This is a genomic window from Thainema salinarum CENA647, assembly GCF_057732415.1.
The window spans coordinates 384140-407350 of record NZ_JBYJZJ010000022.1 but is presented as its reverse complement, the minus strand read 5'-3'; the positions used below and the strand labels follow the sequence as shown (position 1 = coordinate 407350).

Below are 23211 nucleotides of genomic sequence, written 5' to 3'. Positions count from 1 at the left end.
TTACCAGGTTGAGTAGGGCACACGAGCCAAGTTGGAGTTGAAATAGCGTGGATCATGGGATACCTCCTCACCAATCCAGGCAGGCAGATCAATGCTTTGCGCTTCATCTGTCAGTTCAACTTCTGCCAAAATCAGTCCTGCATTTGCTCCGGCAAATTCGTCCACCTCCCAGACCAGTCCATTGATCAAAATTTTGTAGCGCGTCTTTTCAATCAGCGGCGGCTGACACAGCGTTTGCAGCATTTCTTCAGCATCTGCAACTGGAATTTCGTACTCAAACTCAGCCCGAGATATGCCTTTTACGCCGCTCTTAATCGTTAAGTAACCGCGATCGCAGATCACTCGCACCCGAACACTATGCTCGGCATTACTAACGATATAACCCTGTTTATAAACTTCGCCCTGTACTCCTGCCCGCCATTCATCACTGCTGACCAGAAACTTGCGTTCGATTTCTTGAGGCATGGGAAGTAAGGCTGTAAAGGTCTTGAGGCTGTAGAGGTTGTAAAAGCGGTAGCCGCATCAGTTAGGACTTGGGTAACCCCCAAAACGTTCAAACGTTTCGACGTTAGATTTTGCCAGTATTTCAATTCAAATGGCAACGGCTATCAAAGCTATAAAAGTTGTAGAGAGAAATCAGACAGTTGGAATACAGTGGTCAATTTAGCACGATGTCGGGTTAAAGATTAAGCGATTGGAGTGTGAAAAGAAACGGCCCACTCAGCGACGTTGGTGTGACGACCTTCGAATAGGTATTCGCTGTAATCGGCTAAATCATCTAAACCAATTATGCTCAACATGACTTCAGCAGCTAGCCAGACTGTTGTGCGAATGAGCAGAGCTTTCCAGGGGCGTTTCATCATGGGGCAATCCTCAGATTAAGCAATGGGGCGGAGGACGATTGATCAACGGGCTGTCAAGTCGTTACATCAAACGTTACAACCATTGAATCGAATACCCGCTTATTGGTTAATCCAGGGAGACACGGAATCTTTTCTAACTTTTAATGGGGATCACGTAGAAAATGACTCAGAGGGGTTAGTTATACGGAGAAAGGGGTTAAGTTTTGTGAAGGAGGGTGGAGGGATGTAAAGGGATTAGAGGCTATAGCACTCAGCACTGGAAAACTCAGCCCTCACACCTTTGCCAGAGTCTGTGGGAAATGGGTAAGGGCTTCGTTGAGGTGTTTTTGTAAGGTTGCATCTGGTAACGGGCCTTGCAGGTGGCTCCAGGGCAGGACTTGAGCGGTTGACCACTGTTCATGCACATAAAACTCTAGTGGGGGAATGCTGCCGCGTAGCTGTTTGAAGGCGCGTTTGTAGCTGCCGACGGAATCGCCGTAGTGGCGGGCTAGTTCCAGCAGTTTGGACAAGCGACGATCGCCTCGGGAAATCAGGGCTTGGATAATTGACCAGTTGTAGCTTTCGGGGCGAAAGTCGATACCTTGAGATCGCAACTGTTTCTGTAATACTTTCAACCGCTTCTGAGCATCGGGATTGACGCCAAACCACTGGAAAGGAGTGTGAGCTTTGGGCACGAAGGTGCTGCACCCCAGGGTTAAACGTAGACCAGGAGCCGCTTTCTTTAAGGACAGCATTAGGTTAACGGTATCGTTCAGATCGTCAGCTTCTTCACCTGGGATGCCGACTATGCCGTAGAGCTTCATGGCGCTGAGGCCACCCGCTTTGGCATTGATCGCAGCCTGCACGATGTCGTCAGTTGCCAGCTTTTTGTTGACGATTTGGCGCACTCGTTCCGAACCGCTTTCGATGGCAATCGTGATGGACTTGGTGTGGTGATTGACCAACGTCCGGGTCAGCTTCTCGGTGACAGTATTGGTACGAACAGAGGCAATACTCAATCGCACATCGTCGTATTGCGGCTGGTTTAGGTAGTCCAGCAGTGCGTCAAATTCAGGATGCTGGGTAACCGATGCGCCCAGCAGTCCCAACCGATTGGTGACCGCTAATCCGCGTTCAATGGCTGGAATGAGTGACCCTTCAACGCTAGCGGTACGAAACGGCAGGGTTAGGTAACTAGCGAGGCAAAAGCGGCACATTTCGGGACAGCTCCGCACCACTTCTACCATGTAGATATTCTCCCAGGCCGCCTGTTCCGTAACGACAGTAGAGGCGGAGAGAACATTGCCGCGATAGGTTTGCTTTTCAACAATGGCGGGAATATCAGCATCAATCGGCTGAATGTGCCGGATTGCGCCATCGGGGGCATGATAGTCCACCTGATACAAACTGGGCACATAGATGCCGGGAACTTGAGCCAGGTGACGGAGCTGGGCAGCGCGGCTCTGACCTCTGACCTGTTGATAGGCATCAATAAACTGATCCAGCAGATTTTCACCATCACCCAGCAGAATTAAATCAAAGAAATCAGCAAAGGGTTCCGGATTAGCGGTGAGGACTGGGCCACCGCCAAAGACAAGGGGATGATCGGCAGTGCGATCGCAGGCACGAATGGGAATTTGGAGCGCTTCAAGCTGGTTCAAAATATTGACGTAGTCCAGTTCCCAGGAGACAGAAAACCCCAGCAGTTCTGGCTTAGTCGGCAGCGGCTCCTGAATATCAGTAAACAGACGGCTAACCTGTAAATCGGCCCGCTGCGCCAGGGTTGCCCACACGACCTGATAGCCCAAACTGGTAATGCCAATGGTGTAGTCATTGGGAAAGGCAAAAATCAGCGGCACTGCCCCATCATGCGGCGTGGCAGGCGTAAACAGCAATCGTTCAGCAGCAAAAGAATCAGACAAGGTCAAACCGATTAAATCTCATCTCTTTCATCCTGACACATCGAGCCTGATCCCAGGTTTATGAATTAGCGCTACATGATGAAGGTCAATTCTGAGGGCTGGGTGCTGAGGGCTGAGTACGAAGTACTGAATATTTTGCAGCCATAGTCTAGTGGTTTGTCAACGTTGTTTGGGTGGGTTTTGATGGTTGTCGGTAGTCAGACCTCGTAGCAAAGCCTGGGCTTTTTGAGGTGAGTGCTGGGCGATGGATCGGGCAATTGCTTCCACAGCGTCTATATCTAATGCATTGATCTGTTGAATGACGGCTTGGCTAATACTGTTACTGTCATTGGGACAAAGCGGCTCAGCTTGGTTTGGCTCAGGGACAAGTTGAAGATGTTGCGACTGTGACAACGAGTGTGGCGATGAGGGCGGAGGAGGACTGGAGTGAAGCGTTTGCAGCGGTGCGATCGGTGCGATCGCAGATTTGCCTCCAGCTTGACTCTCGGATGTCGTCAGAGCCGGTAACTTGTTTCGCTCCTGCTCAATCCAAGCCTGATCGAACACCGCTCGATAAATCTGATTGCGCAAGCGTAAGCGACTATCGTGTTTTTCAACTAGCCCAGTCAGCATCAGTTCTAGCTGAAGCTCGATCTGAATCGGATACTGATCGGTGGAAACATCACCCTGGAGCCAAATTTGCTCATACAGATCCAGCAAAAGCTGGGTATGCGGCGACCTGTGCAGCAGCCGATTGCGAATCGTGCGTAAATGTTCAGGGTTATCCTGCATTTCCCAATTGGCAACAATGCGGGACTGCACCACCGTATCAACCTGCACGGCAATATCGCTGTGGTGAGCCAGTGCTTCTTGCACCAGCTGATCCAAAAACGGGTTAGGAGGTTGTGATTTGCTGGCTGTTGCAGGGTGGCGAGAAATTGGCAGCGATCGCACCTGGGCTTGATGCTGTTCGACCATGCACTGGCATAGCTTTTGAGTGAGAAAGGGCTGTCCTCCAGTCCATTTGAGAATTTCTTTCAGGGCCAGATGGGGGGTAGGCACAATTCCTGCCAGCCCATAGGTTAAAGGTTTTACCTCATCCGGCTGAAACCCAGTCAGTGCGATCGCACGTCCAATGTTGAACGGAGTGCGGCTGTGGTCTTGAATCAAATCGGACGGCGTGGTCACGCCAAAGAGGGCAAAGGTCAATCGACGATAGTCTGGCTGCTCGGCTCGCTGGTTGTAGCAGTAGCGAATCCAGGCGAAGAAATCATCAACCGAGAAATCTAATCCCAGTACGCTATCAATTTCATCGATAAAAATGACTAAATTGGCCGGAATATAAGCCAAAATCACCGTCTCAATAAAATGGCTTAGCTGCTGCACCGCTGACAGATCAGCTTGTTCCCGCAGCCATGCCCGCAGATTCACCCGTCCCATTAGGCCCAGTGTCCGCCACAGCTCCGAAATTAGCCCTCGGTACCACTGTTCAGGCGTCAGGTTTTGGCTACCCAACTGGGTCAAATCAATCGCGGCACAGCAGTAGCCAGACTGCTGAAGCCGATGGCGCACTCGTACACGCAGCGAAGATTTGCCCATCTGGCGCGAGTTAAATACATAGCAAAACTGGCCCTGACGGAGTGCATGATACAGCTCTGTGTCGGCGCGGCGCACCACATAGCATGGATCGTCGCAGCTGAGGCTACCCCCCACTTGATAAGCATAACGGGGTTGATTCATTCCGTTGGTCGCGATCGCAGGTTGGCTATCCATGCTGCTCGACGGTGTAGGGTGTGTTTATTCTGCTATGGCAATTCTAAAAGAGTTGTAAGAAGTACGGTGAGGATCAGTCTTTAGATCACAATTCTTTTTACAAATTATTTTGAATCACCATCGGCATGTTGGCAGGCACAAACTAAAACCTCAAAACCGGGGGAGTGCCCCGGAGAACACTCCCCCGGTTTTGAGATCCAATTCATTTACATGCCGCTACTGAGTTGAGCATAAAAATATAAGCGATACAATGTGCAACTTGCTTGCACCCCTTCTAAGTCCAATTTAATCAATCCCATACTCTCTAGCTTGTAAATTGCAATGGGATCAATTCCGCTGCGATCGCAGGTTTTCACCAGTTGTTTAACCGCTTGCATCAGGTCTGGATGGTGCTGCAATGTTAACCAATGCTGTCGCAAGTGATGGTAGTAGATGCCTTGCGGTGTGGGAGCCGCTTGCAACAGCTCATCTAAGCGTTGAGCCAAATCGGATAGAGCTAATCCGGATGGAGCTAATCCATTGCTTGAACCAGTATTCGGATGGGAACCAGCATCTGAACTCGGATCAAGGCCAGCGGCTGGGCTGGGCTGTGATTGGCTAAGGTGATAGAGCGCTAGCCGCACCAAATACGGATGTCCGCCTATCATCGCCATCAGCGATTGAGTCAGCCCAGGATGCCACTCGCTTAATCCATGTTGCTGTGCCAAGTGATCCACTTGCTCGGGCGTAAATTCCGGAAGCCGCACCGACAAGCCCACATTAAATGGCGATTGATGAATATCCAACGGCACATAGATTTCAGTGGAGTAAACCACAAACATACGCAGTTTCTGCCAAATTTCCAGGTTTCTCGCTTCTTCATACCAAGAGCGCAGCAGCGGCAAAAAGCTTTTGGCGCTTTCTGGATATTCAAGCAGCCGATTGACTTCATCTAGCGCTAGGACAATTGGCGCGTCCGTTTGTGCCAGCACATAGCCCTGCATATAAATGGTGCTGCTGATGCTGCCGCCGAGCATGTCGTCCCAATAGTCCTCTAGGCGATGGGGTAATCCTAACTGCTGGGCAATATTGGCACAGCACCAGCGCATGAGCTGCTTGGGGTGGCCGAGACATAGCGCATCGGCTTGCTCAAAGTTGAGCCTGACGGTCTGCAATCCTTTCTGCTGGCAATAGGCTAAGACCCGATTTTTGAGCGACGTTTTGCCCATGCGGCTCGGTGCTCGCAAACAGATGAGTGCTCCAGGTTGTTCAATCGCTTGATAGCAGGTTGCCTCAATCGGCGGTCGCTCAACATAAAACGGTGAGTTGAGCGGCACCGGGCCTTGAGGGAATTCAAGCGGCACGGCGGACTGGGGATTAAGGAGGTGCGATCGCACTGTATGACGAGTCGCTTCAGCCACTGCGGAATCAGCGATCGTTCGCTCATCTATCTCAGCAGCCTGCTGCCGCAGCACAGAACGAAAATTACTTTTGGTGACTTTGATCCCAAACGCTGCACTCAACAACTGCCAAAGCTGAAAACCTACGACGCGAATATAGTCATTGTCATAGCCAATTTGCAGCGCCATATCCTGATAGGTTTTGCTCTGCCAAGCCTGACGAAAAACCTCTTCTTGCAGGTCGCTCAAGCAATCTGGCTTTAGTGCTGCATCAATAATGGCAAGGGCTTCTTCAACCGTCATTGCAACTGTTAACGATATCTATCTCGGCCTATTCTCCCATTTCTTTACGTTGTCACTTTGACTGATTTAATATCAGGAATCGTTAACTTTGTATGCGTAGATCAACTGAATTCAGTTGACAGTGCGATCATGAAATTAGAGATATTTGGCTGCCACCAATGGAGGCTTTTCAGCAACTGGCGCGGCTTTAGCCCCATATCGAGCTTTTTTAGTGCTAACTTCTAGTGCTAATTTTCTGGTTCTACGAGTCGGCTTGAACAAAACCTCGTGTGAGCAAGATGTGAGTCTTTTGAACAAACGTTCGCATATTCAGACAGAAGGTGAGCCTTATGTTCTTACTGCATCAACCCTCCAACAGCTTAGTTGAAGTTTTAGAACTCCAAGACCTTTGGAATCCTATATCTAAACGGGTGACGGGTCGGTTCCACGCTGGAGAAGAATTGCAAGACCCAGAATTATTTACCAAGTCCCATCTCGTTTTTCCTTCCGGAGAATCACTGCCTCTGTGCTGGGTTGATGGTGACTACCGTAAACATTAGACTTTATCGGAAATTGTTTTGCAGCGCGGCTCCACCGCGCTGCAAAACAATTTCCAACCCCCAAAACTTTATTTCCAATAACGTCTATTTAAATGGGTAATCGGAAATGGAGAATAGGGGATTCGAACCCCTGACCTCTGCGGTGCGATCGCAGCGCTCTACCAGCTGAGCTAATTCCCCATGTGAGTGAATTTTACCGCAAGTTTCTCCGCTGTGGTTACGCCTGCCATCGGCTAGAAACAAGTGCAGACCGTAGAAACGGGAGCGAGCCAAACAAGCGCGAACAGTTCAACCGATTTGGGCGATATCCGAGTGGCAGGATTGGAGTTGATCTCACTAAAATTAGACAATAAGCGGCGTAAATCGGCTGATTCCGTCATCTAGGCCAGATCACTGATTGAAGACCGATTTTTAGATCATTTTGGGGTTCACCAGAAGATCTGGCTGATGATAGACCCAAATCAGCCACGCAACGTACAGCAAGGATGATTTGGCAGACACGTCTTTTCCCAAAAAATAAGAGTGTGATGTGTTTGACATGGCCGAAATACGGCAGATTTAAAATCCAGAAATCCAAAAGTCAAGGGGGAAAGCTTGTCTGTGCGTCTTCGTCGCGCCATTACAATTGCAGTTGGTTTATCCGTCGCAACATTCGCGGGCGGATTCTTCGTCACGCAGCACGCGTTGCGGATGAGCGGCGTCCGCATCAACTTGGTGACAATGGATTACGAAGTAGAGCCAGAACGCCTAGCCCCATCTCAAATTGATCAGTTTGATTTATCTCCAGGGCTAAATAGCGTACCGCTCCAACTGGCGATTCAGCAAAATCGCCGTTTACAGGCCCATGTGAACACTCGCAATCTGGCTTACTTGGGGGCAACTCCTGCCTCAAAATCCTCGCTAGAATCATTGGAGCCATTTGTGCAATAAGTCTTGCAAAGCAAAAATCACAATTTGGCGTGAGAGTTACTTATTTCGGATCAAGAAATGAGTAAGATGAGGCTTGCGTCAAGATTGCAAAGTTGAGTATGTACGAAAAAATCACTCCTCCAACTACTGGAGAAAAAATCACCTTTAAAAACGGTGAACCCGTTGTGCCCGACAATCCGATTATTCCCTTTATTCGGGGTGATGGGACAGGCGTTGATATTTGGCCTGCATCTCAAAAAGTCTTTGATGCAGCCGTCAAAAAAGCCTATGGTGGTCAGCGAGAAGTCGTTTGGTTTAAGGTCTATGCCGGCGACGAAGCCTGTGATGTGTACGGGACGTTTCAGTATTTACCCGAAGATACGCTGAAGGCGATTCAGGAATATGGCGTTGCGATTAAAGGGCCACTGACGACTCCGGTTGGCGGCGGTATCCGATCGCTCAATGTAGCGCTGCGACAAATCAACGACCTCTATGCCTGTGTTCGTCCCTGTCGCTATTATCCCGGTACACCATCTCCTCATAAGAGTCCAGACAAGCTAGATGTCATTGTTTACCGAGAAAATACCGAAGATATTTATCTAGGGATTGAGTGGAAGCAAGGAACTGAAATTTGCGATCGCATCATCAAAGCCCTTAATACAGACTATATTCCCAGCACGCCTGAACATGGTAAAAAGCAGATCCCGCTGGATTCTGGCATTGGCATCAAGCCAATTAGCAAAACCGGATCGCAGCGACTAGTGCGGCGGGCTATTAAGCATGCCCTACGACTGCCTAAAGCGAAGCAGCAGGTGACGCTGGTGCACAAGGGCAACATCATGAAATATACCGAAGGCGCATTTCGGGACTGGGGCTATGAACTGGCACAGACCGAGTTTCGCGACGAGTGCGTGACAGAGCGGGAATCCTGGATTCTCAGCAATAAGGAAGCCAATCCCGACATTTCCATTGAGGACAACGCCCGCAAGGTTGAGCCAGGCTATGATTCCCTGACGCCCGGTAAGCGAGAGGAAATCTGTACCGAGGTCAAGGCTACGCTTGACGCAATTTGGGATAGCCATGGCAACGGCCAGTGGAAAGACAAAGTTATGGTCAATGACCGGATTGCCGACAGCATTTTCCAGCAGATTCAAACTCGTCCGGATGAGTATTCCATCCTGGCCACGATGAACCTAAATGGAGACTACCTTTCCGATGCCGCAGCGGCAATTGTCGGCGGCCTGGGCATGGGGCCAGGGGCGAACATCGGCGACACCTGCGCCATCTTTGAAGCCACACACGGTACGGCACCCAAGCACGCCGGACTCGACCGAATTAACCCCGGTTCAGTCATCCTGTCAGGAGCCATGATGTTTGAATATATGGGCTGGCAGGAAGTAGCAGATCTCATTCGCAAGGGTATTGGTGGTGCGATCGCAAATCAGGAAGTCACCTACGACCTAGCTCGGATGATGACACCACCCGTCGAGCCACCGCTGAAATGCTCCGAGTTTGCAGACGCGATCATCAAGCATTTCGACGATTAGGGTTTCCCGCATGTTATCCAACAGGTAATCAGAATCGCCAGAGGACGGGCTTTCCCGTCCTTTTTGCTTGGCTACAGCAATACTCATCACGGGCAGCCTGCAGCGATTTCGACAAAGGCACTATAGTTGGTGTACTTTAAATCCACTACACTCTAAACTTGGCTATCCAAATTTAAACTTTTGCTTCCAAATAGCAATCAAATTCTTTATCAAAATGCAATTACCAGCTGAGAAACTCAGGGATTTTGAGCCTGATGTAGATTAGCTTTGGTTTTCTGCTGAAATTAGCTGATTACAACTAAGTTCATGACCTTACTCGACTTGACCGCTCCCTTCTTAGAAAGTTGCGTTAATCTAATCGGCAACAGCCCTGGATCCTCTTTAAATCCAGGTTAAGGGGTAAGATAGCTATCCTAACTGCGATCGCAGTTGGGCTGGAGCTGTCCAGCCAGTTCCAGGTGAGCGGATGGCAGCTAAGCAGCATGAGCGAGTCACCTGTCTCATCCTGGGTCACCGCAGATCTCCGGGTGGGTCGGCAACCGCAGTATTGCGGAGCTTTTTTATCACTCAAACTCAGAGTTTATGAGTGTCTGCTACTTATCCGAACTATTTATTCGACTTAATGCTTGATTTCGCTTAATATCGGTTTCGGTCTATTCCAATCAACATCAAAATTCCCTCAAATCCCCCTAACGTTCCCCTGTTCAATGGCATCGACGCGACCCGAAGTGCTGCACGTTACTTCGAGGTTTCTGGCAAAAGGTTACGCACGCATCAATTCAGGCAAGAGAGGTCAATTGTGGAAATCGTCTTAGCAGATCTATGGAATCAAGTCCTCGATCGGCTTCAGCTACAGTTGAGCCGTCCGACGTTTGAGACTTGGATCAAGACTGCTAATGCTCAGCAGTTAGAAGATGGCTGTCTGATGATTTGTACGCCCAATCCCTTTGCCCGCAATTGGCTACAGAAGTACTACATCAAAACCATTGCCGATACCGTCCAGGACATCTTGGGACATCCAGTTGATATTCAAATCACCGTAGCTCAAGACGGAGAAACCCCAACCAATCTAGGGGAGTCTGATTTGTCCTGGCCAGTGCCCATTGCACCACCACCACCGACAGCAGCCGATTCATCTCAAAATTCTCAAACCCGCCATAGCGATCTAAATCCGAAATATGTGTTCTCGCGCTTTGTCGTCGGGGCCAACAACCGCATGGCTCACGCAGCTTCTCTGGCAGTGGCGGAGTCGCCGGGACGCGAGTTTAATCCCCTATTCCTGTGTGGCGGCGTTGGATTGGGTAAAACCCACCTAATGCAGGCTATTGGGCACTATCGGCTAGAAATTGATCCCAATGCGCGTATTTTTTACGTATCAACCGAGCAGTTTACGAACGACCTGATTGCTGCAATCCGTAAAGACAGCATGCAAAAATTTCGGGAGCACTACCGGATGGTAGATGTGCTGCTGGTGGACGATATTCAGTTTATTGAAGGAAAAGAATACACTCAGGAAGAGTTTTTCCATACCTTTAATACGCTGCATGAAGCGGGCAAGCAGGTGGTGTTAGCCTCTGATCGTCCCCCCACCCAGATTCCTCGGCTACAGGAACGGCTCTGCTCTCGCTTCTCGATGGGGCTGATTGCTGATATTCAGCCACCGGATCTGGAAACCCGCATGGCGATTTTGCAGAAGAAAGCAGAGTACGAAAACATGCGTCTACCACGTGAGGTGATTGAGTATATTGCCTCTACGTATACGTCTAACATTCGAGAACTAGAGGGAGCGCTGATTCGAGCTGTTGCCTATATTTCGATCTCAGGGCTGCCGATGTCAGTGGATAATATTGCCCCCGTCCTCAATCCTTCCACTGAAAAGGCGGAAGTTTCACCAACTTCCGTGCTACGGGCTGTATCGGAAACCTTCAACATACCGATCGAAGACCTAAAAGGAAATTCACGCCGTCGTGAAATCAGCTTGGCTCGCCAAGTCGGCATGTACCTAATGCGGCAACACACGGATTTAAGTTTGCCCAAGATTGGTGAAGAATTCGGTGGCAAAGACCATACAACGGTGATGTATAGTTGCGACAAAATCATGCAGTTGAAAGATACCGATTCGGAACTGGCGATGACGTTACGCCAGCTCACCGATCGCATGAATCTGATGGGGCAACCGGATGCTTAGTTCGTGATCTGCGTTACGGCTAGCAATGCGATCGCATCACGCCAATTTCCTCCGTAGATCAACTGATGCCGCCCGTTTTATCACGTTTCAGCTTCAGCAATATCACGTTGGCTACCTGCCTTCTGTCACGTCACGCGACGCCGTATCACGCGACACTGTAGAAGGTTACAGCAGTCCGCTAAATACTGAACGAACTGAAAAATGAACGTAAAACCGGCTTATGCCCCACCAGCAACACCCGAAGGCGACGAGATGTGTAGATTGTTGTCAGGCCAAAAACTGCGAACAGTGCAAGATCGAGTCAAGCACAGAGTAGCCACCCATGCTGATACCTGCATGAGCGAACTCCTAACGATTGAGCTGATGATGCGTCCAGCCTAAAGATCCTTAAAACATTACAAAATCAGTACATTAGTAGATACCGGGGCGGTTGCGAGACGTTAAGATTCCGTTATGATACGTTGCAGCGTATTCATTTATATGAATTGCTGGACAAGAGGAGGGAATCTACGCCCTGTCTAGGGACAGCTAAGAGATTAGAATAGGGCTGGATCGCAACCTTAAAAATCAAGTTTCGTTAAGTTTTTCATATAAACGTAGCCGCTCATAGCCATAACAATCATGTCAATTACCATCGACAATTTTAAGCAGCAAAACGACTCAGTCGCGGAATCACCCGCCGATATAGCTCATTCAACGACGATGTATCTATGCTGTTACGTCAATGCCACGAGCCAAATTCAGGTCGCTCGGATCGCAAACGTCCCACAGTGGTACTTTGAGCGCGTAGTGTTTCCTGGACAGCGGCTAATGTTTGAAGCTCCCTTAGATGCACGGTTAGAAGTGCATACTGGACAAGCATCTCAAGCGATCCTAGCCGACACCATTTTGTGCGATCGCTTGCGAGTCGAAGCCTAGACAATAATTTAGTTGCGATTATTAGTAAACAGGCCACAAGGTGAAGCACTCCCTGCCTCGCCTTGTGGCCTGCTTATTTTGGGTGTTCGCCAAGGTTACAGAGACTAGCCGAACTCCTTTTTGCTCATGCAAGGGAAACCTGACTTGTCAGATAAGAGGGGAACAGAAAAGTTCAGGTTCCACCTCAAATAGTGAAATAATGTGCGATCGCGACATCAGAAGCCTTAAATCGACTTTTACTTGTATCTAAACCTCTAAACCTTACAAGATGCATTTTTAAAGTTGACATCCCCAATCCTTCACTTTATAAATTGCTTCAGCTCTATTGTTTTCCTGCTCAGCTTCAGATCCGTCTCTTAATTTTCCGCTGATGCTATACGCCACAAGAGCGGTGTATTCTCTTAAAACTAATTTACGCGATGTGCAACTAAGGTTTTGCAAAAAAAGTCTCACCCTATGAAGCTAGAAGTACAAGCTATCTAGTTCAGGTGAGACCAATGTTTTCTATCGACGAGTTTATCATCGCGGTCTTCTGCTGTGTGGATGAGGCTTTAGCTGAAGTCACCCAAGGACAACCGATTCGAGCCAAAGGATTTGCACCTGGGTTGAGCGACAGTGAGGTACTGACAATGGAGATTGTGGGCGAATATCAAGGGATAGACGCAGACCAAGCGATTTGGCAGTATTTTCGCCGTCACTGGTTGGCTTGGTTTCCAGGATTAGGGAGCCGTTGCACCTTTGTGCGGCAAGCCGCCAATCTGTGGCAGTACAAAGCCTTGCTTCAGCACCATTTAGCCGCCGAGTTAGGAGCCTTTAGTGACCCCGTGCAGCTGGTCGATGGCATTCCTATCCCGTTATGTGGCTTCAGTCGTGCTCCCCGTTGCCGCAGTTTCAGAGGGGTTGCCGCTTATGGCTACTGTGCGGCGAAGAAGCAGACCTACTATGGCTTTCATGGGCATTTGCTCATCAGTGCTACCGGTGTGATTACAGGCTTTAGTTTGACTCCCGCCAATGGCAGTGAGCGCGAAGCCCTCTGGGACATGGTATCGTCCATCCACGGGCTACTGATTGGTGATAAGGGCTACCTGTCTGCCCCACTCCAACAGGAACTCCGCCAAGTTGGCATTGCACTGGAAACCGCTTTGCGCTCCAATATGCACGACTCGCGTGACCCCGCTTGGGTCGCCTTACTCAAGCGAGTGCGGCGGCTCATTGAAACGGTCATTGGGCAATTAGTTGAACGCTTTTCGATTGAAAAAGTCCGCGCACGAGACCTGTGGCACTTGACCAGTCGCATCAATCGTAAGCTGTTAGCTCACACCGTTTGTCGTTGGCTCAATCGTCTCAGTGCTAATCCTTTGCAGTTTGAGCAGCTTGTGTCAGCCTAGTTTTAGTTGCACATCGCGTTAATTTAGAACGTCTAATAGATAAAAGCTTTTCTGGTTCTATCTGAATAGCATGAGGTGTAGCATCAAAACCAAAATTTTGAAAGACAAGAAGCGCCCTTATCATATGCGGGCTATCAGTTACTAATAGAACATGTTTATGTGATTGTGAATTCAGCAAAATCTCAGAGAACAAGCCGTTTTCCCATGTTGATTGAGAGCACCGTTCTCCTTCAATCTTTTCTTCAGGAACTCCCATTTCTTTGAGAGTTTCTATAATAGGAGGCGCATCGGTCATACCGCTGACAAAAACTATAGCTGCTTGATTTTCTTTCCATAGCTGCGATGCAACAAGAGCTCTTTCTGCTTGGCTACTAGGTCCTCTTCCTAACACAATAATTGATTGCGTGGCTTTATTATCGTTGTCTTTTAGAAGAAAACTACTTAAAAGCCACTGCATAGATAAATCTAGGAGCAGTGGAGACAGCATTGCTATTACTCCTAGAGTGATTAACCTGATAGTTAGCCGGCTAAAATGCTTTTGTCGTGAATTATTGAAACTTCGGTGACAGGATAAACATACAAAACTCTTAGGAGATTTCGTGCAAGAGCTTTGCCGAACAATTGATCGGGATTCACAAAAAGGGCATTGCATTCTGTCGTCTTCTTAACAAAGGTATTATTAAGACAAAAAGTGCTGAAATGAAGTAAATTATTAAAAATAATAAAAGCCGCTTTCATTCAGCGCGGTAAACACTTTCAAAATTCATCAATCTTTAACTTTTCTTATTAAAATACTTTGTAAATCTACTTATTTTTTTAGTTAACGGATTTAATGTTGAGCTTTTCAAATCGCGTTTTTCATCTATTTTTAGTTTATGATATTCATCCTCTAAAGGTGAATAAATATCTTCAATAGATTGTTGATAATACTGATAATAACCATAAGAATGAATTTTATCTTGCTTGGCTCCATTCGCCACCATTCCTATAAGAGGAACATTTGCTATTCTCAACTCATCTAAAGCAGACTCAATTTGCGAAAACTTTACTTGTCCTAGCTTGAATGCTAATAACATCCCTTGAGTTTTTGCCGTAATCATATAGGAATCGGCAAAGCCTAGGAGGGGAGGAGTATCAAATATAACTAAATCAAACCATTCATAAATATGCTGGAATAAATTTTCTATTTTCCGAGCAGACAGAATTTTGGCACTGGTCGGCTAAAAGGTGATAGAGTGTAGACCTTGCGTGGTCAGGAGTTCGTGGGTTGAGATGGGGCGATTACAATAGCCCATCGCCATCGCGGGTGTGGTATTGCCGCCGAGGCTCCAATGAGGCCGAACCCAGTTATGCAGCAAGCGCTGCACGTCCAACACCCGTTGCAGTGCGTCCACCGTCTTGGCATAGAGATTCTGCCGCCGTCGGTAGGCACTGGCTCGTCGTCGGATGGCTGCATTGTGTGCCTCGTTGTGGTTCGCATGCACGTCATTGACAGGACTCAGTGCTATATAGGGATGCTCCGACTTCACCCATACAACCCGCCGCCTGCCTTGAGACCCCTTCACTTTCATCGCCACTTCTAAGCCAAATCTCCAAACCTTGCGGTGCGGGTAACTCGCAGGGGTCTCTGTACGCTTGAGCCAAACGCTGGCAAGTTTCCATAAGGCCAACCCATAGCGCCGCTCCCCATCGGTGAACCAGCGAATGAACCGGGCTGACTTCGCCCAACCCCACGCTGCTGCCGTCCCGGTTTCAAACAACTCCTTATCCTTGCGACCCGCTCGAGCTTCAACCCAGTAGCGGCTGTCTCGTTCGATGAAATGAATTGTCCAGCCTTCGCTCTCACCGGGGGGAAGGTTCTGCCCTACACGGGTATAGACTTCATCGCCTTCGAGCGTCACATCCAACTCCGCTGGTGCAGGGGGCGACCAGTGGTCGATATGACCTGCCAACCGCCGCTCCCAATTGATGATGGTCGAATGAGACTTCGCGAATGAGCGCCCGGTGGCTCTCACTCCGAGTCCTTCACCCCGTACGTTGATGGCAGCGGCTACAATGGCTGGGGCCGTTCTTAAGCGAGCCATCGGCGTATGGGTGCGTTCGTTGAATCGTTTTCGGCACTGCCGGCATAGATATCGTTGTTGACGACTCCCATCCTTGAGGGTGGCTGTGCCATTCTTTACGGTTTGTTCACTCTGGCAGTGCGGACATCTCATTGCCTAAAACCAATGCATCACATCCATTTTAGCAATCACCCTCTAGACGACCAGTGCCGCTTCGACACTTTGATTTTGACAAATCAGGCGCTGCTTGAAGCCTTTTTTGCTCTCTTATGTCAGTGCCATTCATCTAACCGTTGCTTCTGAGCGATTTGCTTCGTTAGCAGAGTTGGCATTTGTCGTTGTGCTGTTGCTGTCATCAGTCAGGGTTTTATCCGTACTATCTGCTGTGTTTGAATTTGCTGTCGCTTTAGAAGTGTCTGAAGCTAAAGATTTAGTGTTGTTTTGAGCAGCTTGGGCAGCGACATCTTCAACTCGCTGCGTCAGCACTGCGGCAATCAGCATGAAACCGCCCCCCAGAACAACAGCCGTTAATCGGTTGTTACTAAGTACATTCTCCATGAACCAGCCCAGGCCCAGCGAAGCCAGCACCTCTGGCAGGACAATGAAGAAGTTGAAAATGCCCATGTAGATGCCGCTTTTCTTGGGGGGCAGCGAACCGACCAGAATGGCGTAGGGCATCGACAGCAAGCTAGCCCAGGCAATGCCTAGTCCCACCATCGGCAAGAGAACAAGGTACTGGTTATGGATGAACTGTAGCGAAATTAGGCCAATGCCGCCGCAGATGAGGCACAGCGTATGGGCAATCTTGCGACTGGTGGCTCTGGCTAGTTTGGGCAGAACGAACGAGAACAAGAAGCAGACAGCGTTATACATGGCGATGCACAGCCCAGCCCATTCAATACCGTCGGTATAGAGGGCTGTGCGTTCATCAATTGCGCCGACAATATTGCGGGCCACGGCGGGCGGGAAATAGAGAAAGACACAGTACATGCCGAGCCAGCTAAAGCATTGTGCCCAGGCGAGCTGGCGCATGGTCAGTGGCATGTCTCGCAGTGCTACGAAGGTTTCACGGACAGTGCCAACGATGCCGCCCCGTTCTTCCTTCTGCTGCTCAAAGGCTGCCATATCCTTGGGCGGATATTCATCAGTGGTAAAAACCGTCCAGGCAACGGTGCCGATAAATGCGATCGCACCTACATAGAACGACCACTTAACCGCCTGCGGAATCGTGTTCGGCTGTCCGGCTCCGGCTGTGATATGAAAGATATGAGATAAAATCCACGGCAGAGCTGAGGCAATTACCGCACCAATGCCGATGAAGAAGCTTTGCATGGCATAACCACGGGTGCGCTGACTGGCAGGCAGGATATCGCCAACAAAGGCCCGAAAGGGTTCCATGCTGACATTGGCAGAGGTATCCAAAATCCAGAGCAGTCCAGCGGCAACCCAAAGATTTGACGAATTGGGCATCAGCACCAGCGCAATAGAGCTGAAAATGGCTCCCACTAAGAAGTAGGGACGCCGTCGGCCCAGTCGTCCCCAGGTGTTGTCGCTCATGTTGCCAATGATCGGCTGAATGATTAACCCAGTCAGGGGAGCGGCCAGCCAGAGAATCGGAATCTGATGGGCATGGGCACCCAAATGTTCAAAAATCGCGCTGGTGTTTGCCATCTGTAAGGCCCAGCCAAACTGGATGCCAAACAGGCCAAAGCTCATATTCCACAGTTGCCAAAAATTTAGGCGTTCTTTTTCCATGAAGTCGTTATGCGATGCTGCGTTACCGTATCTTCTCCTTTGAGATGCTGATGAAATACTGAAACATCATTAAGCCTAGGGGCGACTATCGCTCACCGAAGCGGCGTTGGATGTTTGGAAGCGTGATGTTGGAAACCTAAAGTGGGCAGTACCCACCCTACGGAGACTGTAGCTAGAGGATGCAAGCTTCCGGTTTTAGATCTCGCTCCATGAGAGCCAGAACGGCTTCCTCTGGAGTGATCTTGCCGTTGAGTAAGCGATAGACCTGCCGCGAGATGGGCACGGGAATGGTTTCTCGATTGGCGATTTGGATCAGCACGTTGGTTGTATTCACGCCTTCAGCCGTACTTTGCAGCTCTTCTAAAATCTGATCAAGAGTCTTGCCCTGAGCGAGACCATAGCCAACGCGATAGTTCCGGCTGAGCGGACTGCTACAGGTGGCGAGCATATCGCCCAATCCAGACAAACCAAAGAAGGTTTCGGCCTGTCCGCCTAAATGGGTGCCAATTCGAATCACTTCCGTCAGCGCCCGCGTAATCAGGGCTGATTTTGCGTTGGTGCCCAGGTTCAGACCATCACAAACACCAACTGCGATCGCAATTACGTTCTTCAAGGTGCCGCCCAGCTCGGTGCCGATGGGGTCGGTATTGGTATAGACCCGGAAGCAATCGGAGGAAAATACCTGCTGAACGGCTTCGGCAGCAGGTTCATGTTCACTGGCAACGACGGTAGCGGCAGGCAAACCCTGCTCAATTTCCTTGGATAAGTTAGGGCCAGACAGTACGACGACGGGATGATTCGGAAAAGCCGCCTGCCAAATTTGAGACGGAGTGCGCGTCGTTTCTGGGTCAAGCCCCTTGGTTGCCGTAGCAAAAATCGTATCGCCATGCAGGGGAGCAGCCTCTAGCTGTTTGACCATTTCGTTGACCCCTTTCATCGAAATCGCCGATAGCACCAAGTGACTACCTTCAAGGGCGTCTTCTAGCGACAAATCCCCGCGACGCGACCAGAGCTTGACCTGATGGCCGTTGTACTCGGCAATTTTAGCCAGCGCTGAACCCCAGGCTCCAGCACCCAAGACGGTGATGATCGCGGTATCGACTTGGGTAATTTGCTGGATTGCGGCTTGAGCCTCTGCGGCAAGAGAAGCATCAGTCATAGAGCTTTGTTTAACTTGGCTAACCATATGTCTATTTTTCTATTGTGAAGGTGATGTATTAAAAAAACAAATCGGGATGAATCGGGATGGTGTAGGGGCGGGTTTAGTCATAAATCGATCGGCTCTGACCCAAACTAGTCAGCAAAACCCGCCCTTACGCGCATGTTCAGGGTAATGAGTTCAGATTGGCTAAGGCAAAATCTGGAGTTCGCGCTGCGCCATGTCGGACTGCAGTAGGTAATCGGGCAGGCAGTTGTCGCGGATATAGATCCAGTACTGCTCAATGTTGCGATCGCAATCGGTCTGACTCCAACCACAGTGCTGCTTCAGGGTTTCTTCAAGAACGGGCAGCAGGTCTAAACCATAGTTGGCCTGCATAGCCAGCGTCGTGCGTCGCCGCAAAATATCGACGTAGGTATGGGCCAACTCGGCCTGCACTGCGTACACAATCTGGGCGCGAATGTCAGGGAAACCCTCAGCGATCGGCTGGAGTAAGTCAGGATGCTGATCGGTCAGCGCCAAGACAGAGGGAGCATTGGAGCCATACAGCTTAAACAGATGGGCCACGGTAGTGACCGACAGACGATCTTCATACTGCTGAGTCACCTGCTCAATTTGCGGATCGTCCGGCCAGATTGCGCCGGGGAAGGAGCATTTGCGGGTCGGACAGGGCAGCGGGGTGCGGCCCTGCTTGCGATACACTGCGTCAACCAGCTCTTCGCCCACCTGTCGGAAAGTGGTCAGCTTGCCGCCAATTAGGGAAATCAGGTTAGCTACCCCGGCCTGCTCATGATCATGCAGAATGTGCTTGCGGGTAATGCTACCCGTATCCTGCCCTTCGGTATAGGGCAAGGGGCGCACACCCGAGTATGTAAACCGGACATCGCTGCGGGTAAGCTGCGCGACGGGGAAAATCCGGTTGGTTTCGTACAGCAAATAGTCGATTTCGTCGTTGTTTGCCTTAATACGCTCCAAATCACCCTCAAAGCGGATATCTGTCGTGCCGATCAGATACATGCCCAACCACGGCACGATAAAGAACGGACGATTATCGGACTTTGCTTCCACGTAAAATGCCGTATCCGGTGCGCCAGGGAACGGACTAACAACAATGTGACTGCCTTTGGTGCCGCCCATCAGCCGCTTGGCTTCTAGAGAGATTGGCGTGTGATCCTCTTGTCCCCGTTGACAAACCTGATCGACCCAAGGACCAGCGGTGTTGATGACAACAGCGTTATTTGTCCCTCGCACCGTGAATTCCTTACCCGTTAGCTCATCCACACAGGTTAAGTGAGTAATCCGGTTGCGATCGCGGTGCAGCGCTGTCACCGTCACGTAGTTGAGCACGGTCGCACCCGCCGTTTGTGCCCCCAAGATATTCTCTAAACACAGCCGCTCGGCATATTCCGCCTGTCCGTCATAGTACTGCGCGGCTCCTTTTAATCCCTCATCGTCAACGGCGCGGAAAAGCTGCTGAAACTTCTTCGCAGTCAACATTCGATGAGCTGGAACCGTCTTGTCATAGCTCAGCACATCATAGAGCAGCATCCCAGCCTGAATTTCCCAGTAGCTGCGTGCCCCCCGCCGATAAATCGGAATCGTTAGCTGTACGGGATGCACCAGATGCGGCGCATGTTCGAGCAGTAATTCTCGCTCGCGGAGAGATTCTCGAACTAACCTAAATTCAAAATATTCTAGATATCGCAGCCCGCCGTGAATCAGGCGTGTTGACCAGCTACTCGTGCCGCTGGCGAAGTCATTTTTTTCTAGCAAAATGGGCTTCAGACCCCGCAGAGCGGCATCTCGCGCTGTTGCCGCTCCATTAATTCCCCCACCGATAATCAATACGTCGTACCGACTATCCGAAATGGTTTGAAAATCTCGCATGTTAACTGTTGTTGAATTTAACAAGCAGGCCGTTAACTCTATTGCAGCCGATTTCGTTTCACAAAAAATCCAATCTTAGAAAGATTTTGGATTCAATTCTGGCAATTCTAATCGAAATGAACTCTAGTGATGGGGCAGGTTTACTGCTCAGCCTCGGTTCAACGGCAAAATTCGTTGACTAGACCTGCCCCTACAGCCGACTGGTGAAAAAGGGCGATGTGCGATCGCCCTTTTCTGTTCTATGGAACGCTAGACCAGTACAGGCTCACTTTGTTGCGCTCGGTCTGATGCAGCCTGAGCTTCCCGGAATAAGTGGTTAGCCCACTGCTGCACGTCATAGCGCTGAATTGCGTGCAGTAGCTTGCCATTCCGCTCCTGCTGCTCTTCACTAGACATGTCGAGCGCCTGATCAATTGACTCATCCATCCGCGTGGAAGAATACGGATTCGTCAAAACGGCATCCGGTAGTTCAACCGCAGCTCCAGTGAATTCGGACAGAATCAAAACGCCGTCCTTGCCCTTGTGCGCGACAACGTATTCTTTGGCAACCAGGTTTAAGCCATCCCGCAGCGGTGTAATCCAGGCGATATCCGCCGCCGCATAGCAGGCCATCAGTTCATCAAACGGCAGTGGCTTAGTAAATAGCAGAATCGGCGTCCAGTTCAGCTTGGCAAAGCGACCGTTGATCTTACCAACTAGCTGCTCAATTTGAGCTTGGGCATTGCGATAGACGCGCATTCCTTCTGCGGGCTTGGCTGCTGTAACCAGCAGGTTGATCTTACCCTGCACCTCTGGTCTGCGCTCCAGCAACCGCTCGTAGCACAGCAGCATTTCACGGGTTCCCTTCACATAGTCAACCCGGCCAGCGGAAATGATCAGCTTGTTGCCGTTCAGCTCTTCCCGAATCTCTGTCACCCGCTTTTGCACTTCAGGTCGCTCAACAATGGAGCGAATCAGCTCCGGATTGGTACCTACAGGAAACGCATCTAGATTGACGATCCGACCGTTATGTTCAATCTGAGTCGTCAATTCAGGCTCAGCCAGTGCGGTTCCAAATGGCGTAAATGCTTTGTCTACAGGCTTTTGGGTGATCGTTTTGGTTCCTCGAAGACTGCGAGCCACATCAACAAAGTTCTGCACGTAGCGCGGAATATGGAATCCAACTAGATCACAGCACAACAGACTGTCCACAATCGCCTCACGCCACGGCAGGATGTTGAAAATATCTGACGAGGGGAACGGCGTGTGATGGAAAAAGGCAATCTTCACATTCGGCATCCGCTGCCGGATGAAGTAAGGCGCTAGCCATAGGTTGTAGTCATGCACCCATATCAGCGCATCATCTGCCGCATCTTCGCAAGCTGCTTCGGCAAACATTTCGTTGATGTGCTTGAAGTTTTCCCAGTCAGACGAATCGTAGGTGAACTGCCAGGGGAAGGAGTGCAGAATCGGCCAGAATGCTTCTTTTGAAGTGATGTGGTAGAAGTTTTTGACCTGGTCAGCACTCAGCGGAATGCGGCGCACAATGCAGCCATCGTTACCACCTTCAACCTGTACGCGCTCTTGAAAGTTCGTCTGCTGTTTGGCGTTGACCTGTTTCCAGGCGACCCAGGTGCCTTGGTCGGAGTTTAAGAAAAAGCTTTTGAGTGTTGGGACAATTCCATTCGGGCTTTTTTTATCAACGTAGCGAACTTTGCCATCGATCTTAACCTCATCATAGGGTTCTCGATGGTAGAGGATGACAAGTGATGATTTCATGCAATTTGCTCCTATGCACTGCTAGTAAACAACCGTAAATCGGTTTAAACCGGGGTTCTAGATTGCATTGGATGAATGCCGAAACATGCCTAAGCGCTCGGAACGGAATAATGCATTCGGCTCAGACGCTAACCGTAAAAGTCAGCCTGAAGCAAATATTGCGAGCGATTGAGCATGGCGCTGAGCGGGAAACTCATCTGGCATCAAACCAATGACTGTCTTCGTTTGGCGAATTTAATTTTGGCGAATTTAACGGCTAAAACCAGGATAAAACTCGACTGTCTTTCACACCCAATCTTAACCTTGCTCAATCAACGGATCCATTTTATGGAGATGATGAAGCGTTTGGTTGCAAGCTAGATTTATTTTGCTCAGACCCAGATCAAGGTTGGTACGACAAGACACTTTTCGAGAAATTCTGAATCGTTTTTCGCTTTACTTACAATTTTCTTTTACAACGATCAGTCCTCAACCTGGGACATGCCGAGCTTCGACATCAGTATTATCAACATGTGATTTCAAAGACCTCCAAAGGCTTTCCTGGTCAACTCCCCAGCCAATCGATACCCAACCAGATTGCGATCTCAAATTCGCATCCATGCTGTGCAATCAACTTAGCAGAAGAGCAGTATTAACCACAGCCAATATAAAAAAATGCTAAAACGCGCCAATAAAATATTAGCGCAAACTGCCAAATCAAAAATCATTCATGCGGTTGATGCTTGATAGGCCAAAGGGTAGGTTTACTGCTGATCGGTACTCATTTTTACAAATTAAATCACCCAAAAAACTGGCTTTTCTGTACGCATCTGAGACAGAATAGGGGTTCGGGTCTTTGAACTGACCTTGGATGCCAAGCGTTAGGCTGACTGAGCGTTGTCCTAAGCTGGCAGCAGAATTTT

At 49.6% G+C, this 23211-nt stretch carries 18 protein-coding genes and 1 tRNA gene; 6 read left to right on the top strand and 13 right to left on the bottom strand.

The window, feature by feature from the left end:
- The 5 genes from AC286M_RS08655 to AC286M_RS08635 all read right to left on the bottom strand — a co-directional run bounded on the left by AC286M_RS08655 (position 1) and on the right by AC286M_RS08635 (position 6198).
- Entirely contained in the window at positions 1–465 is a 465-nt protein-coding gene (locus tag AC286M_RS08655) for a CYTH domain-containing protein (protein ID WP_488203989.1), read from the bottom strand.
- A 221-nt stretch (positions 466–686) separates the two neighbouring features.
- Positions 687–863 (bottom strand): hypothetical protein, encoded by a 177-nt coding sequence (locus tag AC286M_RS08650; protein ID WP_488203988.1) that lies wholly within the window; start codon positions 861–863, stop codon positions 687–689.
- A 272-nt stretch (positions 864–1135) separates the two neighbouring features.
- Positions 1136–2764 carry a B12-binding domain-containing radical SAM protein gene (locus AC286M_RS08645; RefSeq protein ID WP_488203987.1) on the bottom strand — a complete coding sequence of 543 codons (1629 nt, stop codon included), beginning with the start codon at positions 2762–2764 and terminating at the stop codon, positions 1136–1138.
- Positions 2765–2923: 159 nt separating this feature from the next.
- Entirely contained in the window at positions 2924–4516 is a 1593-nt protein-coding gene (locus AC286M_RS08640; RefSeq protein WP_488203986.1) for an AAA-like domain-containing protein, read from the bottom strand.
- 206 nt (positions 4517–4722) lie between these two features.
- The gene (locus AC286M_RS08635; RefSeq protein WP_488203985.1) at positions 4723–6198 is read right to left on the bottom strand and encodes an AAA-like domain-containing protein; all 1476 of its coding nucleotides are present in this window, start codon (positions 6196–6198) and stop codon (positions 4723–4725) included.
- Between the two features lie 329 nt (positions 6199–6527).
- On the opposite strand from AC286M_RS08635, the gene AC286M_RS08630 reads away from it, so the two are divergent.
- A complete protein-coding gene (locus AC286M_RS08630; protein WP_488203984.1) occupies positions 6528–6737 on the top strand; it encodes an acetyltransferase in 210 nt (69 codons plus the stop codon).
- 107 nt (positions 6738–6844) lie between these two features.
- Here the strand turns inward: AC286M_RS08630 and AC286M_RS08625 are convergent.
- Positions 6845–6917 (bottom strand) — tRNA-Ala (locus tag AC286M_RS08625).
- Positions 6918–7331: 414 nt separating this feature from the next.
- On the opposite strand from AC286M_RS08625, the gene AC286M_RS08620 reads away from it, so the two are divergent.
- The 5 genes from AC286M_RS08620 (at position 7332) to AC286M_RS08600 (ending at position 13687) form a co-directional block, all read left to right on the top strand.
- Positions 7332–7667 (top strand): hypothetical protein, encoded by a 336-nt coding sequence (locus AC286M_RS08620; RefSeq protein ID WP_488203983.1) that lies wholly within the window; start codon positions 7332–7334, stop codon positions 7665–7667.
- 98 nt (positions 7668–7765) lie between these two features.
- The gene (locus tag AC286M_RS08615) at positions 7766–9193 is read left to right on the top strand and encodes an NADP-dependent isocitrate dehydrogenase (protein WP_488208824.1); all 1428 of its coding nucleotides are present in this window, start codon (positions 7766–7768) and stop codon (positions 9191–9193) included.
- 799 nt (positions 9194–9992) lie between these two features.
- The gene (gene dnaA, locus AC286M_RS08610; RefSeq protein WP_488203982.1) at positions 9993–11381 is read left to right on the top strand and encodes a chromosomal replication initiator protein DnaA; all 1389 of its coding nucleotides are present in this window, start codon (positions 9993–9995) and stop codon (positions 11379–11381) included.
- Between the two features lie 621 nt (positions 11382–12002).
- The gene (locus AC286M_RS08605; protein ID WP_488203981.1) at positions 12003–12299 is read left to right on the top strand and encodes a DUF1830 domain-containing protein; all 297 of its coding nucleotides are present in this window, start codon (positions 12003–12005) and stop codon (positions 12297–12299) included.
- A 497-nt stretch (positions 12300–12796) separates the two neighbouring features.
- Positions 12797–13687: an IS982 family transposase gene (locus AC286M_RS08600; protein WP_488203980.1), complete on the top strand. Its 891-nt coding sequence runs from the start codon at positions 12797–12799 to the stop codon at positions 13685–13687.
- Here the strand turns inward: AC286M_RS08600 and AC286M_RS08595 are convergent.
- From AC286M_RS08595 to ggpS, 7 genes are all read right to left on the bottom strand, one after another.
- Complete coding sequence (locus tag AC286M_RS08595; protein WP_488203979.1) at positions 13650–14174, bottom strand: YdcF family protein; 525 nt, start codon at positions 14172–14174, stop codon at positions 13650–13652. The genes AC286M_RS08600 and AC286M_RS08595 overlap by 38 nt on opposite strands.
- Before the next feature lie 286 nt (positions 14175–14460).
- The gene (locus tag AC286M_RS08590) at positions 14461–14787 is read right to left on the bottom strand and encodes a hypothetical protein (RefSeq protein WP_488203978.1); all 327 of its coding nucleotides are present in this window, start codon (positions 14785–14787) and stop codon (positions 14461–14463) included.
- Between the two features lie 120 nt (positions 14788–14907).
- On the bottom strand, positions 14908–15903 hold the full coding sequence (locus AC286M_RS08585) for an IS1/IS1595 family N-terminal zinc-binding domain-containing protein (protein WP_488203977.1): 996 nt from the start codon (positions 15901–15903) through the stop codon (positions 14908–14910).
- A 129-nt stretch (positions 15904–16032) separates the two neighbouring features.
- Positions 16033–17505 carry an MFS transporter gene (locus AC286M_RS08580; protein ID WP_488203976.1) on the bottom strand — a complete coding sequence of 491 codons (1473 nt, stop codon included), beginning with the start codon at positions 17503–17505 and terminating at the stop codon, positions 16033–16035.
- Positions 17506–17677: 172 nt separating this feature from the next.
- Positions 17678–18664: an NAD(P)H-dependent glycerol-3-phosphate dehydrogenase gene (locus tag AC286M_RS08575; protein WP_488203975.1), complete on the bottom strand. Its 987-nt coding sequence runs from the start codon at positions 18662–18664 to the stop codon at positions 17678–17680.
- Positions 18665–18853: 189 nt separating this feature from the next.
- Positions 18854–20551 carry a glycerol-3-phosphate dehydrogenase gene (gene glpD, locus AC286M_RS08570; RefSeq protein WP_488203974.1) on the bottom strand — a complete coding sequence of 566 codons (1698 nt, stop codon included), beginning with the start codon at positions 20549–20551 and terminating at the stop codon, positions 18854–18856.
- Between the two features lie 249 nt (positions 20552–20800).
- Positions 20801–22309, bottom strand: a complete 1509-nt coding sequence (gene ggpS / locus AC286M_RS08565; protein WP_488203973.1) for a glucosylglycerol-phosphate synthase — start codon at positions 22307–22309, stop codon at positions 20801–20803.
- Between the last annotated feature and the right edge of the window lie 902 nt (positions 22310–23211).

Coding starts and splice junctions, on each gene's coding strand:
- AC286M_RS08655 (WP_488203989.1), bottom strand. CDS start 465: ATGCCTCAAGAAATCGAACGCAAGTTTCTGGTCAGCAGTGATGAATGG.
- AC286M_RS08650 (WP_488203988.1), bottom strand. CDS start 863: ATGATGAAACGCCCCTGGAAAGCTCTGCTCATTCGCACAACAGTCTGG.
- AC286M_RS08640 (WP_488203986.1), bottom strand. CDS start 4,516: ATGGATAGCCAACCTGCGATCGCGACCAACGGAATGAATCAACCCCGT.
- AC286M_RS08635 (WP_488203985.1), bottom strand. CDS start 6,198: ATGACGGTTGAAGAAGCCCTTGCCATTATTGATGCAGCACTAAAGCCA.
- AC286M_RS08630 (WP_488203984.1), top strand. CDS start 6,528: ATGTTCTTACTGCATCAACCCTCCAACAGCTTAGTTGAAGTTTTAGAA.
- AC286M_RS08615 (WP_488208824.1), top strand. CDS start 7,766: ATGTACGAAAAAATCACTCCTCCAACTACTGGAGAAAAAATCACCTTT.
- AC286M_RS08605 (WP_488203981.1), top strand. CDS start 12,003: ATGTCAATTACCATCGACAATTTTAAGCAGCAAAACGACTCAGTCGCG.
- AC286M_RS08600 (WP_488203980.1), top strand. CDS start 12,797: ATGTTTTCTATCGACGAGTTTATCATCGCGGTCTTCTGCTGTGTGGAT.
- AC286M_RS08595 (WP_488203979.1), bottom strand. CDS start 14,174: ATGCTGTCTCCACTGCTCCTAGATTTATCTATGCAGTGGCTTTTAAGT.
- AC286M_RS08590 (WP_488203978.1), bottom strand. CDS start 14,787: ATGATTACGGCAAAAACTCAAGGGATGTTATTAGCATTCAAGCTAGGA.
- AC286M_RS08585 (WP_488203977.1), bottom strand. CDS start 15,903: ATGAGATGTCCGCACTGCCAGAGTGAACAAACCGTAAAGAATGGCACA.
- AC286M_RS08580 (WP_488203976.1), bottom strand. CDS start 17,505: ATGGAAAAAGAACGCCTAAATTTTTGGCAACTGTGGAATATGAGCTTT.
- AC286M_RS08575 (WP_488203975.1), bottom strand. CDS start 18,664: ATGACTGATGCTTCTCTTGCCGCAGAGGCTCAAGCCGCAATCCAGCAA.
- glpD (WP_488203974.1), bottom strand. CDS start 20,551: ATGCGAGATTTTCAAACCATTTCGGATAGTCGGTACGACGTATTGATT.
- ggpS (WP_488203973.1), bottom strand. CDS start 22,309: ATGAAATCATCACTTGTCATCCTCTACCATCGAGAACCCTATGATGAG.